Annotated in this window: 11 protein-coding genes, 4 tRNA genes and 1 rRNA gene; all 16 read right to left on the bottom strand. The window is 57.3% G+C overall.

The annotated features are described in order from the left end of the window. Positions 1–55 precede the first annotated feature (55 nt). The 16 genes from rpoB to rrf all read right to left on the bottom strand — a co-directional run bounded on the left by rpoB (position 56) and on the right by rrf (position 12,033). Positions 56–4,129: a DNA-directed RNA polymerase subunit beta gene (gene rpoB, locus DMX12_RS07270; RefSeq protein ID WP_009681246.1), complete on the bottom strand. Its 4,074-nt coding sequence runs from the start codon at positions 4,127–4,129 to the stop codon at positions 56–58. A gap of 220 nt (positions 4,130–4,349) precedes the next feature. Then, positions 4,350–4,715, bottom strand: a complete 366-nt coding sequence (rplL, locus tag DMX12_RS07265) for a 50S ribosomal protein L7/L12 (RefSeq protein ID WP_003255496.1) — start codon at positions 4,713–4,715, stop codon at positions 4,350–4,352. A 77-nt stretch (positions 4,716–4,792) separates the two neighbouring features. After that, positions 4,793–5,293 (bottom strand): 50S ribosomal protein L10, encoded by a 501-nt coding sequence (gene rplJ, locus DMX12_RS07260; RefSeq protein ID WP_009681245.1) that lies wholly within the window; start codon positions 5,291–5,293, stop codon positions 4,793–4,795. 197 nt (positions 5,294–5,490) lie between these two features. Then, positions 5,491–6,186 (bottom strand): 50S ribosomal protein L1, encoded by a 696-nt coding sequence (rplA, locus tag DMX12_RS07255; RefSeq protein WP_009681244.1) that lies wholly within the window; start codon positions 6,184–6,186, stop codon positions 5,491–5,493. Then, positions 6,186–6,617, bottom strand: coding sequence for a 50S ribosomal protein L11 (rplK, locus tag DMX12_RS07250; protein ID WP_003255500.1), 432 nt, complete (start codon positions 6,615–6,617; stop codon positions 6,186–6,188). Before rplK ends, rplA begins: the two co-directional genes overlap by 1 nt. A 119-nt stretch (positions 6,618–6,736) precedes the next feature. Beyond that, complete coding sequence (gene nusG, locus DMX12_RS07245) at positions 6,737–7,270, bottom strand: transcription termination/antitermination protein NusG (RefSeq protein ID WP_003255501.1); 534 nt, start codon at positions 7,268–7,270, stop codon at positions 6,737–6,739. Between the two features lie 9 nt (positions 7,271–7,279). After that, entirely contained in the window at positions 7,280–7,648 is a 369-nt protein-coding gene (gene secE / locus DMX12_RS07240) for a preprotein translocase subunit SecE (protein ID WP_009681243.1), read from the bottom strand. A gap of 44 nt (positions 7,649–7,692) precedes the next feature. Further along, positions 7,693–7,768, bottom strand: a tRNA-Trp gene (locus DMX12_RS07235). A 54-nt stretch (positions 7,769–7,822) separates the two neighbouring features. Continuing rightward, complete coding sequence (gene tuf, locus DMX12_RS07230) at positions 7,823–9,016, bottom strand: elongation factor Tu (RefSeq protein ID WP_010951775.1); 1,194 nt, start codon at positions 9,014–9,016, stop codon at positions 7,823–7,825. Positions 9,017–9,092: 76 nt separating this feature from the next. Then, a tRNA-Thr gene (locus DMX12_RS07225) sits at positions 9,093–9,168 on the bottom strand. 29 nt (positions 9,169–9,197) lie between these two features. Continuing rightward, positions 9,198–9,271: transfer RNA gene (locus DMX12_RS07220), tRNA-Gly, on the bottom strand. Positions 9,272–9,295: 24 nt separating this feature from the next. Further along, a tRNA-Tyr gene (locus DMX12_RS07215) sits at positions 9,296–9,379 on the bottom strand. 152 nt (positions 9,380–9,531) lie between these two features. Further along, on the bottom strand, positions 9,532–9,957 hold the full coding sequence (locus tag DMX12_RS07210) for a hypothetical protein (protein WP_054914204.1): 426 nt from the start codon (positions 9,955–9,957) through the stop codon (positions 9,532–9,534). A gap of 7 nt (positions 9,958–9,964) precedes the next feature. Continuing rightward, entirely contained in the window at positions 9,965–10,714 is a 750-nt protein-coding gene (locus DMX12_RS07205) for a pantothenate kinase (RefSeq protein WP_110676873.1), read from the bottom strand. After that, on the bottom strand, positions 10,704–11,663 hold the full coding sequence (gene birA, locus DMX12_RS07200) for a bifunctional biotin--[acetyl-CoA-carboxylase] ligase/biotin operon repressor BirA (protein ID WP_110676871.1): 960 nt from the start codon (positions 11,661–11,663) through the stop codon (positions 10,704–10,706). The genes DMX12_RS07205 and birA overlap by 11 nt, the downstream gene beginning before the upstream one ends. 254 nt (positions 11,664–11,917) lie before the next feature. Next, positions 11,918–12,033 (bottom strand): 5S ribosomal RNA (gene rrf / locus DMX12_RS07195). Positions 12,034–12,227: the final 194 nt, after the last annotated feature.

Here is a 12,227-nt window from a genome sequence, read left to right as displayed (position 1 = left end):
TCCTGGCGGAGCAGGGAGCGGGCATTACCTGCCCCACTCCCCTTCGCGTCACGTGTTATTCGGTTTCCAGATCGATATCGATACCGAGGGAACGGATCTCTTTGATCAACACGTTGAAGGACTCGGGCATGCCCGGCTCCATACGGTGATCGCCATCCACGATGTTCTTGTACATCTTGGTACGGCCGTTCACGTCGTCCGACTTCACTGTGAGCATTTCTTGCAGGGTGTATGCCGCGCCGTATGCTTCCAGCGCCCACACTTCCATCTCCCCGAAACGCTGACCACCGAACTGCGCCTTACCACCCAGCGGCTGCTGGGTAACCAGGCTGTAGGAACCAGTGGAACGCGCGTGCATCTTGTCGTCCACCAAGTGGTTCAGCTTGAGCATGTACATGTAACCAACGGTCACCGGACGCTCGAACTTGTTGCCGGTACGGCCATCGAACAGCACCATCTGGCCGCTTTCTGGCAGGTCTGCCAGTTTCAGCATGGCCTTGATCTCGCGCTCCTTGGCACCATCGAAGACCGGAGTAGCCATAGGCACACCTTTCTTCAGGTTGTGCGCCAGGGCCAGGATCTCGGCGTCGGAGAACTCGTCGAGGTTTTCCTGACGACCACCGATCTCGTTGTAGACCTCGGTCAGGAATACACGCAGCTCAGCGGCTTTGCGCTGCTCTTCCAGCATGCGGTCGATCTTCTCGCCCAGGCCTTTGGCCGCAAGGCCCAGGTGGGTTTCGAGGATCTGACCAACGTTCATACGCGAAGGTACGCCCAGCGGGTTCAGTACGACGTCGACCGGAGTACCGTTGGCGTCGTGCGGCATGTCTTCAACCGGCATGATAACCGAGACAACACCTTTGTTACCGTGACGGCCGGCCATCTTGTCACCCGGCTGGATGCGACGGCGGATTGCCAGGTAAACCTTGACGATCTTCAGTACGCCTGGCGCCAGGTCATCGCCCTGCTGCAGCTTGCGCTTCTTGTCTTCGAACTTGTCGTCCAGCAGACGGCGACGGTCAACGATGTACTGCTGAGCCTTTTCCAGCTGCTCGTTCAGTGCATCTTCAGCCATGCGCAGCTTGAACCACTGGCCGTGCTCCAGACCGTCCAGTACTTCGTCGGAGATCACGGTGCCTTTCTTCAGGCCCGCGCCACCGTCGACCACTTGGCCGTTCAGGGCAGAACGCAGACGCTCGAAGGTTGCGCCTTCGACGATGCGGAACTCTTCGTTGAGGTCCTTGCGGATCTCGTCCAGCTGCATCTTCTCGATGGCCAGGGCGCGGCTGTCGCGCTCCACGCCATCACGGGTGAAGACCTGTACGTCGATGACAGTACCCTTGGTGCCGGTCGGCACGCGCAGGGAAGTGTCCTTAACGTCGCTGGCTTTTTCGCCGAAGATGGCGCGCAGCAGTTTTTCTTCCGGAGTCAGCTGGGTTTCGCCTTTTGGCGTAACTTTACCGACCAGGATGTCACCCGCGCCGACTTCCGCACCCACGTAGACGATACCGGCTTCGTCCAGCTTGTTCAGTGCGGCTTCACCCACGTTCGGGATGTCCGCAGTGATTTCCTCTGGGCCAAGCTTGGTATCACGCGCCACACAGGTCAGTTCCTGAATGTGGATCGTGGTGAAGCGGTCTTCCTGCACCACACGTTCGGACAGGCAGATGGAGTCTTCGAAGTTGAAGCCGTTCCACGCCATGAAGGCGATACGCATGTTCTGACCCAGTGCCAGCTCACCCATGTCGGTGGACGGGCCGTCGGCCATGATGTCGCTGCGCTGAACCTTGTCACCCTTGCTGACCAGCGGACGCTGGTTGATGCAGGTGTTCTGGTTGGAACGGGTGTACTTGGTCAGGTTGTAGATGTCCACACCGGCTTCACCGGTCTCGACTTCATCGTCATTGACGCGAACGACGATACGGCTGGCGTCGACCGAGTCGATCACGCCACCGCGGCGAGCAACCACGCAGACACCGGAGTCACGGGCAACGTTGCGCTCCATGCCGGTACCTACCAGCGGCTTGTCGGCACGCAGGGTCGGTACAGCCTGACGCTGCATGTTCGAACCCATCAGTGCACGGTTGGCGTCGTCGTGCTCGAGGAACGGGATCAGCGAGGCAGCGACGGAAACAACCTGCTTCGGCGACACGTCCATCAGGGTGACGTCTTCCGGCGCCTTGACGGTGAATTCGTTCAGGTGACGGACCGCTACCAGCTCATCGATCAGCTGCTTCTTGTCGTTCATCGCGGCCGAAGCCTGGGCGATAACGTGATCGGCTTCTTCAATGGCCGACAGGAACACGATGTCGTCGCTGACCACACCTTCTTTCACCACGCGGTACGGGCTTTCCAGGAAGCCGTACTGGTTGGTGCGGGCATAGGCTGCCAGGGAGTTGATCAGACCGATGTTCGGACCTTCAGGGGTCTCGATCGGGCACACACGGCCGTAGTGGGTCGGGTGCACGTCACGGACTTCAAAGCCAGCACGCTCACGGGTCAGACCGCCAGGGCCGAGTGCAGAGACGCGGCGCTTGTGGGTGATCTCGGAGAGCGGGTTGTTCTGGTCCATGAACTGGGACAGCTGGCTGGAACCGAAGAACTCTTTCACCGCCGCCGCAACCGGCTTGGCGTTGATCAGGTCTTGCGGCATCAGGCCTTCGCTTTCCGCCATCGACAGACGTTCCTTGACCGCGCGCTCTACACGCACCAGGCCAACGCGGAACTGGTTCTCGGCCATCTCGCCGACGCAACGAACGCGACGGTTACCCAGATGGTCGATGTCGTCGACAATGCCTTTGCCGTTACGGATATCGACCAGGGTCTTCAGGACCTCGACGATATCTTCCTTGCTCAGCACGCCCGAACCTTCGATCTCGGTACGACCGATACGACGGTTGAACTTCATGCGGCCAACGGCGGACAGGTCGTAACGCTCGGCGCTGAAGAACAGGTTGTTGAACAGGGTCTCGGCGGCATCCTTGGTCGGCGGCTCGCCTGGACGCATCATGCGGTAGATTTCGACCAGGGCTTCCAGCTGGTTGCTGGTGGTGTCGATCTTCAGCGTGTCGGAGATGAACGGACCGCAGTCGATGTCGTTGGTGTACAGGGTCTCGATACGGACAACCTGCGCCTTGGCGACCTTGATCAGCAGCTCGGTGGTCATCTCGGTGTTGCACTCGGCGAGGATCTCACCGGTAGCCGGATGCACGATAGCCTTGGCGGTGGTGCGGCCCAGGACGTATTCCATAGGAACGTCCAGCTGCTTGACGCCGGCTTTCTCGATCTGGTTGATGTGGCGCGCGGTAATACGGCGGCCTTGCTCGACGATGACTTTGCCGGTTTCGTCATGGATGTCCATGACAGCAACTTCACCACGCAGACGCTGTGGCACCAGTTCCAGGCTGAGTTTTTCGCCGGAAATGTGGAACACGTTGGTGGTGTAGAAGGTGTTCAGCACTTCTTCAGTGCTGTAGCCCAGGGCACGCAGCAGCACCGAGGCCGGCAGTTTGCGGCGACGGTCGATACGCACGAACACGCAGTCCTTCGGGTCGAACTCGAAGTCCAGCCAGGAGCCGCGGTAAGGGATGATGCGAGCGGAGTACAGCAGCTTGCCGGAGCTGTGGGTCTTGCCACGGTCGTGGTCGAAGAACACACCAGGCGAACGGTGCAGCTGGGAAACGATCACACGCTCGGTACCGTTGATTACGAAGGTACCGTTTTCAGTCATCAGGGGGATTTCACCCATGTAGACTTCTTGCTCTTTGATGTCCTTGATCGCTTTGTTCGACGATTCCTTGTCGAAGATGATCAGGCGCACCTTGACCCGCAGTGGTACCGCGAAGGTCACACCACGCAGGACACATTCCTTCACATCGAAGGCGGGTTCGCCCAGGCGATAGCCTACGTACTCCAGGGCAGCATTGCCGGAGTAGCTGATGATCGGGAATACCGATTTGAAGGCCGCGTGCAGGCCGACGTCGCGGAAGTTATCCTTGGATGCTCCCGCTTGCAGGAATTCGCGATACGAATCCAGCTGGATGGCCAGGAGGTAAGGCACATCCATGACGTCCGGCAACTTGCTAAAGTCCTTGCGGATACGTTTTTTCTCAGTGTATGAGTAAGCCATCAGCGTTCCCCAGCTTGGTCACCTGCTTGTTTGGCTTCTCCCGGCGGGAGCAGCCAGAAAATCGTGCAAACCCCTTGGTTTGCGCCACCCACATGGGTGTCTTGCAGCTTGTTATCGGGGCCGGCATGACCGGCCACCAATAACGGAAAAAGGCCGGTGGCATAAGCCACCAGCCATCAGCCTTTTGCTCAACGCTCAGGCTGGCATCGCAAGGTCGAGATTACTTCAGCTCGACTTTAGCGCCTGCTTCTTCCAGCTTCTTCTTAGCGTCTTCAGCGGCTTCTTTCGAAACGCCTTCAGCTACAACCTGAGGAGCGCCATCGACTTTCTCTTTGGCTTCTTTCAGGCCCAGACCGGTCAGCTCACGAACGGCTTTGATCACGTTCACTTTCTTGTCGCCGGCTTCAACCAGAACAACGTTGAACTCGGTCTGCTCTTCAACAACGGCAGCAGCAGCAGCTGGGCCAGCAGCGGCAACAGCAGCGGTAACGCCGAAGGTTTCTTCCATTGCTTTGATCAGCTCAACAACTTCCAGAACGGTTTTCTGGCCGATTGCTTCGATGATTTGTTCGTTAGTCAGGGACATGACTTAAATCCTGTATTGGGGTGACAGCCTACGCAGCCATCAAATTAAACGTATGATTTTGAAAGAATTCGCACGCCTTAGGCGGCGGTAGCTTCTTTCTGGTCGCGAATGGCTGCCAGAGTACGAGCCAGCTTGCTGGTGGCGCCTTGAATAACGCTCATCAGTTTCGCAATAGCTTCGTCGCGGGTCGGCAGGGTAGCCAACACGTCGATCTGGTTCGCTGCAATGAAATTGCCGTCAAACGCAGCTGCCTTGATCTCGAACTTGTCCTGACCCTTGGCGAACTCTTTGAACAGACGAGCAGCAGCGCCCGGGTGTTCGTTGGAGAAAGCAATCAGGGTCGGGCCTTTGAACGCGTCGTTGAGGATCGAAAATTCGGTGCCTTCAACAGCGCGCTTGAGCAGGGTGTTACGTACGACACGTACATAAACGCCAGCTTCGCGGGCCTCTTTACGGAGTCCGGTCATTGCGCCTACAGTCACACCACGGGCATCAGCCACGACAGCGGACAGAGCGACTTTGGCAGCCTCGTTGACTTCAGCGACGATGGCCTTCTTGTCTTCGAGTTTAATTGCCACGGGTTTACTCCTGGTTTTTACCGTTTCATCTGGCCGAAGCCTGATGTCGTTTTGGTGTCTGATTCGGTAACGAATCGGGAGCACCATCTGCGTGGGCTGGGTTTTTAAGGCTTGCGCCGCCTACGGTCTTGGATAGCCCCCGCCAGGCAGGGACCCCAATTTTTGCTGGTAGCGCGACATGTCGCACCACCATGTTCTTACACGTTCAGCGAGCTCTGATCGATGACCAGACCTGGGCCCATGGTGGTGCTCAGGGTAACGCGCTTAACGTAGATACCTTTCGAAGAAGCTGGCTTGATACGCTTCAGGTCAGCGATCAGGGCTTCAACGTTTTCCTTCAGCTTGCCAGCTTCAAAGCCGACCTTGCCAACGGAGGTGTGGATGATACCGTTCTTGTCGGTACGGTAGCGAACCTGACCAGCCTTGGCGTTTTTCACGGCAGTGGCTACGTCTGGAGTCACGGTACCAACTTTCGGGTTAGGCATCAGGCCGCGAGGACCCAGAACCTGACCCAGCTGACCTACAACGCGCATGGCATCAGGCGATGCGATGACGACGTCATAGTTCAGGTCGCCGCCTTTCATTTCGGCAGCCAGATCGTCCATACCTACGCGGTCAGCGCCTGCAGCCAGAGCAGCTTCAGCAGCTGGGCCCTGGGTGAAAACGGCAACGCGAACGGTCTTGCCAGTGCCGTGCGGCAGCACAGTAGCGCTACGTACGACCTGGTCAGATTTACGCGGGTCAACACCGAGGTTTACGGCGATGTCGTAGGACTCGACGAACTTGGCAGCAGGCAGCGAGGCCAGCAGAGTTGCCGCTTCTTCGAAGTTGTAGGCCTTGCCTGCTTCGATTTTCTCGGCGATTGCCTTTTGGCGTTTGGTCAGCTTAGCCATTACACACCCTCCACGTTCAGGCCCATGCTGCGGGCAGAGCCAGCGATGGTGCGTACAGCAGCGTCCAGGTCAGCGGCAGTCAGGTCAGCCTGTTTGGCTTTCGCGATGTCTTCCAGCTGAGCACGGGTAACGGTACCGACTTTAACGGTGTTCGGGCGAGCCGAACCACTGGTCAGGCCAGCAGCTTTCTTCAGCAGAACCGAGGCAGGGGTGCTCTTGGTCTCGAAGGTGAAGCTACGGTCGCTGTAGACAGTGATGATCACTGGAGTCGGCAGGCCGGCTTCTTGACCCTGGGTACGGGCGTTGAAGGCCTTGCAGAATTCCATGATGTTCACACCATGTTGACCCAGTGCTGGACCAACGGGTGGGCTTGGGTTGGCCTGGCCGGCCTTAACTTGCAGCTTGATGTAAGCCTGAATCTTCTTAGCCATGAGCTACTCCAAAATCGGGTACGAACGCCTGATGGCTCCCCGGATGACTTGCGTTTTATCCCAGTGACGACAAAACCCCGCAGCACACAGGGCTGCGGGGTATGGGATGCTTTGTCCGCCTAGACCTTTTCGACCTGGCTGAACTCGAGCTCCACCGGAGTAGAGCGACCGAAAATGAGCACTGCAACCTGCAGGCGGCTCTTTTCGTAGTTAACCTCTTCGACACTGCCATTGAAGTCAGCGAACGGACCGTCAATGACACGAACCACTTCACCTGGCTCGAACAGCGTCTTCGGCTTCGGCTTGTCGCTACCGTCGGCCACGCGACGCAGGATAGCCTCGGCTTCTTTATCAGTGATCGGCGCAGGCTTGTCTGCAGTACCACCAATAAAGCCCATCACACGAGGGGTGTCCTTGACCAAGTGCCAAGTCCCTTCGTTCATCTCCATCTGGACCAGTACATAGCCAGGGAAGAATTTGCGCTCACTTTTGCGCTTCTGGCCGTTACGCATTTCGACGACTTCTTCGGTCGGAACCAAGATCTCGCCGAAACCGTCTTCCATGCCAGCCAGCTTGACGCGCTCAATCAGGGAGCGCATTACATGCTTCTCGTAACCCGAGTAAGCATGCACAACATACCAACGCTTAGCCACGGGACACCTTTAGCCAACGATCAGGGAGACCGCCCAGCCGAGCAGGGAGTCGAGCCCCCACAGCAGCAGTGCCATAACCAGCACAACAGCCACGACAATCAGCGTGGTCTGGGTGGTTTCCTGGCGGGTCGGCCACACGACTTTACGAATCTCGGCACGAGCTTCCTTCGCCAACGTAAAGAACGACTTGCCCTTCGCAGTCTGCAGAGCTACAAAGCCCGCGACAGCAGCCAGGACGAGAAGTGCGAGAACGCGATACAGGATTGGGGAGGCGGAGTAATACTGGTTACCCACTACGCCAACAACCACCAAAGCCACTACAGCCAGCCACTTGAACAGATCAAAACGCGATTCTTGGGCTTCAGTTTTGGGGGTCATCGAGGAGGATCCTGTAAGAAGAAAGCCATCACACCGAGGTGAAATGGCAGGTCAGGAGGGAATCGAACCCCCAACCTACGGTTTTGGAGACCGTCGCTCTGCCAATTGAGCTACTGACCTGTAACGCTGTATCAGGCCGGCCATTATACCGGCCTGATCAAGTAAATCAACTACTTATTCAATAATTTTTGCTACGACGCCGGCGCCGACGGTACGACCGCCTTCACGGATAGCGAAGCGCAGACCGTCTTCCATTGCGATGGTCTTGATCAGGGTAACAGTCATCTGAATGTTGTCACCTGGCATTACCATTTCAACGCCTTCCGGCAGTTCGCAGTTACCGGTCACGTCAGTGGTACGGAAGTAGAACTGAGGACGGTAGCCTTTGAAGAACGGAGTGTGACGGCCGCCTTCTTCCTTCGAGAGAACGTAGACTTCTGCGGTGAACTTGGTGTGCGGCTTGACCGAACCTGGCTTGACCAGAACCTGACCACGCTCAACGTCGTCACGCTTGGTACCACGCAGCAGAACGCCGCAGTTCTCGCCAGCACGGCCTTCGTCCAGCAGCTTGCGGAACATCTCAACACCGGTGCAGGTGGTGGTGGTGGTGTCACGCAGACCAACGATTTCCAGCGGATCCTGAACGCGGACGATACCACGCTCGATACGGCCGGTAACAACGGTACCACGACCCGAGATCGAGAATACGTCTTCGATTGGCATCAGGAATGGCTGGTCGATGGCACGAACTGGCTCAGGGATGTAGGCATCCAGAGTTTCTACCAGCTTCTTGACAGCGGTAGTGCCCATTTCGTTGTCGTCTTTGCCTTCCAGCGCCATACGAGCCGAACCGATGATGATCGGGGTGTCGTCGCCTGGGAAGTCGTAGGTGGACAGCAGGTCGCGAACTTCCATCTCGACCAGTTCCAGCAGCTCAGCGTCGTCTACCAGGTCAGCCTTGTTCAGGAAGACCACGATGTACGGAACGCCAACCTGACGGGACAGCAGGATGTGCTCACGGGTTTGCGGCATCGGACCATCGGCGGCCGAGCAAACCAGGATCGCGCCGTCCATCTGGGCAGCACCGGTGATCATGTTCTTCACGTAGTCAGCGTGACCTGGGCAGTCAACGTGAGCGTAGTGACGAATGTTCGAGTTGTACTCGACGTGAGCGGTGTTGATGGTAATACCGCGCGCTTTTTCTTCCGGAGCCGAGTCGATCTTGTCGAACTCAACGACTGCCGAACCGAAAACTTCGGAGCAGACGCGAGTCAGAGCTGCGGTCAGAGTGGTCTTACCGTGGTCAACGTGGCCGATGGTGCCGACGTTAACGTGGGGAAGGGAACGATCAAACTTTTCCTTAGCCATCGATACAACCCTCGCAGAAGAATAGTCTTGCGCTGATAAAACAAAGGCAGATATTTTCATATCTGCCTTGTTTGTATGGAGCTCTTGAGCGGATTTGAACCGCTGACCTCACCCTTACCAAGGGTGTGCTCTACCAACTGAGCTACAAGAGCGAAACACTTTGTGCAAAATCCAGCAAACTTGGAGCGGGTAGCGGGAATCGAACCCGCATCATCAGCTTGGAAGGCTGAGGTTCTACCACTAAACTATACCCGCGGAGCTTGCGGCTCTCGCTAAAACTGGTGGAGGGAGAAGGATTCGAACCTTCGAAGCTCTCGCAACGGATTTACAGTCCGTCCCCTTTGACCGCTCGGGAATCCCTCCAGATGTGGCCGGCATTCTATTTGTCTGCCGTCCTAGTGTCAAGCGTTTTTTCAAATTTTTTCAATCAAATCTGAAACTTAGCTGCTTTGACACCGCTTCCAGCTCTACCACCTAAGTGGTGTTCCCTGTGAAGCGGGCGCCATTCTATCAAGCTATTCGTCAGTTGCAATACCCTGGCAGAAAATAATTTTATGTTTTAAGTCTTTGAAATCATTGGAAAGAGATGAGAGCACCGTTTCATCCAGCAATCGCTCGCTTTCCGGGGCTACCTTGAGCCAACGACCATCGGCACCAGGCAACTGCCCTACCACCGGCAACGTCGCAATATCGAGGCTAAGCAGACGCTGGCGCAGGGCTTCGAGCTGCGCCTGCACCATTACCCCACCTATTACCAGGCATTCATCCCGGCGCTTTGGGGGTGTTGATACACCCGTTTCACGCAAAAGCCGGATTTCTTGCTGACTCCCCTTGTACAGTGACAAGGGGGCGACTTCCTTGACCTTCAGCGGGGCTTCCTGCTGATGCCACACGTAGTAGAAGACGTTGAGCACCAGTAACAGCAGAAACAACCAACGCATAGGCACCTCAATCCAATGGACAAGCCATGGCCAGCCCCACGAACACCAGGTCGGGCACGACACGCGCCTGGGGCACGGCCTCCCTCACTAGCGGCGCATCGCCCCCAGTGAGGAATACGGTGAAATCTTCACCCCACAGGGCGCGTGCCTGCTCGAGCTGCGTGCGGGCAAAACCCTGCAGCATCAGAACACAACCGCGCTCGACTGCCTCGACGGTTGAGCGCCCTGGTAGCAGGCTGGTCAACGCGCGCTCGGCGGAGGCATCGTCATAACGAATGCGCCGGGTGTGGGTGCGCAACTGACTGCGCATCAATGGCATGCCCGGGCAGATATACCCGCCCAGGTGCTCGCCATCCGCAGCCACGAAGTCGGCTTTTGCAGCAGTCCCCAAATCGATGACCAGGCAAGCCCCTTTGGCAACATGAAATGCACCTAATGCGGCCAGCCAGCGATCCATCCCCAAACGCTGGTAATCCTCATAACCGTTGCGCACGCCTGCCATTTCCCGGGCGGGGTGCGCTACCCGGGCCTGAACGGCAAAGGCCTGGGCGATAACCGCGCAAAGCGCATCGGTCTCTTCCTCGCTACGCACACTCACAATGCGACAGCCCGTAAGACGCACCGAGACGAGTGCAGCCACTTCGGCCACCAATGCCTGATCGGAGTCGACAATCCCGCCGCCCTCGATCACTGCATCGGCGACATGGATGACCCGCCATTTGATAAAGCTGTTTCCGCAATCGAGCTCAAGAATCATCACGCAACCTCAAACTGAGCTCACCACCGCTGAAGCTCTTCTCCACTCCATCCACCTCAAGGCGCAAGCCGCCCTGCCCGTCGACGCCAAGAACAACACCATCAATACGTGTGTTACCGGCAATCAGCGATACACTCCGGCCTTGCCAAAGGTGCGCCTGCTCCCATTCCTCCTGGAATGCAGCGAAACCATAGCGCCGATGACGCGCCAGTTCATGCTGCAAATGCTGGGTTAGCGACGCCACCAGGCGATTCCGGTCTATTGCCCCACCCAGCTCGCGTCGCATCGACGTCCACTGCTGGTCGACCTGCTCGTTCGCCTGCATGTTCACATTGATGCCGACACCCAGCACAACATGGCAGACATCGGCTGGATCTCCCACCAGTTCCAGCAGAATGCCGGTGATCTTCATCCCGCGTACCAGGACATCGTTAGGCCACTTCAGCCCTACGTCCTTTACACCAAAGCCCTGCAAGGTGCGCATTACTGCCAACCCTACCACCAAGCTCAAGCCTTCAAGCTGGCGCATGCCGCCGTCAACCCGCAGCACCAGGCTGTAGTACAGGTTCTCGGCAAACGGACTGACCCATTGCCGGCCACGTCGGCCACGGCCAGCGCTCTGGCGCTCGGCCAAAACCAAAAAGGGTGCTGCCTGGCCCTCACCCGCCATGCGCAGGCCTTCGGCGTTGGTCGAGTCGATCGTGTCGTGGATGAATACTGGCCACTGCTCGCCTTCGGCGAACCCGGCGATTGCTTGTGCCTCGAGCAACACCAGCGGCGCAGCCAATTGGTAACCACGCCCACGAACTTTGTGAATGGTGAGGTTCAGTTCACTCTCCAGGTGCTGCAGCTGCTTCCAAACGGCGCTACGACTCACCCCGAGGGCCGCCCCCAGAGCTTCTCCGGAATGGAACCGGCCGTCCTTGAGGAGATTCAACAACTTCAGCATGCCAGTCTCGACTTAGAATAAGGCAGGCATGATAGCTATGGGCTGGGGGATTGCATAGGAAAAGGGCCGAATGCCTCGGGCTGAAACGCTCAGCCTGACGATAATGGCGCCGAGGAGCAGGCGCTGTGATGGGTCCGGCTGCGCCGGTGTTCGCGGGCACGCCCGCTCCCACAGTGATGGTGCCGGGGATTATTTTTGGAGCACAAAGACAAAACCCCTACCTGCATGCGCAGATAGGGGTTTTGCGAAATGAATCTTGACGATGACCTACTCTCACATGGGGAAACCCCACACTACCATCGGCGATGCATCGTTTCACTGCTGAGTTCGGGATGGGATCAGGTGGTTCCAATGCTCTATGGTCGTCAAGAAATTCTGTAGCCAGAATGTCCAGATGGACAGCCCAGCGAATTCGGATATGTGATGTTTGTGATGCCTTGCGAACTTTCGGTTCATGTCATCTTCACCACCGCAATCTGCGCTAGCAAATTGCTTGGGTGTTATATGGTCAAGCCTCACGGGCAATTAGTATTGGTTAGCTCAACGCCTCACAGCGCTTACACA

Source organism: Pseudomonas sp. MB-090624, assembly GCF_003205245.1.
Lineage (GTDB): Bacteria > Pseudomonadota > Gammaproteobacteria > Pseudomonadales > Pseudomonadaceae > Aquipseudomonas > Aquipseudomonas juntendi.
This window is presented reverse-complemented; position numbering and strand designations above follow the sequence as displayed.

Excerpts from the sequence above, each read along its gene's own strand:
- tuf (WP_010951775.1), bottom strand. The coding sequence starts at position 9,016 with ATGGCTAAGGAAAAGTTTGATCGTTCCCTTCCCCACGTTAACGTCGGC.
- rplK (WP_003255500.1), bottom strand. The coding sequence starts at position 6,617 with ATGGCTAAGAAGATTCAGGCTTACATCAAGCTGCAAGTTAAGGCCGGC.
- DMX12_RS07205 (WP_110676873.1), bottom strand. The coding sequence starts at position 10,714 with ATGATTCTTGAGCTCGATTGCGGAAACAGCTTTATCAAATGGCGGGTC.
- secE (WP_009681243.1), bottom strand. The coding sequence starts at position 7,648 with ATGACCCCCAAAACTGAAGCCCAAGAATCGCGTTTTGATCTGTTCAAG.
- rplL (WP_003255496.1), bottom strand. The coding sequence starts at position 4,715 with ATGTCCCTGACTAACGAACAAATCATCGAAGCAATCGGCCAGAAAACC.
- birA (WP_110676871.1), bottom strand. The coding sequence starts at position 11,663 with ATGCTGAAGTTGTTGAATCTCCTCAAGGACGGCCGGTTCCATTCCGGA.
- rpoB (WP_009681246.1), bottom strand. The coding sequence starts at position 4,129 with ATGGCTTACTCATACACTGAGAAAAAACGTATCCGCAAGGACTTTAGC.
- DMX12_RS07210 (WP_054914204.1), bottom strand. The coding sequence starts at position 9,957 with ATGCGTTGGTTGTTTCTGCTGTTACTGGTGCTCAACGTCTTCTACTAC.
- rplA (WP_009681244.1), bottom strand. The coding sequence starts at position 6,186 with ATGGCTAAGCTGACCAAACGCCAAAAGGCAATCGCCGAGAAAATCGAA.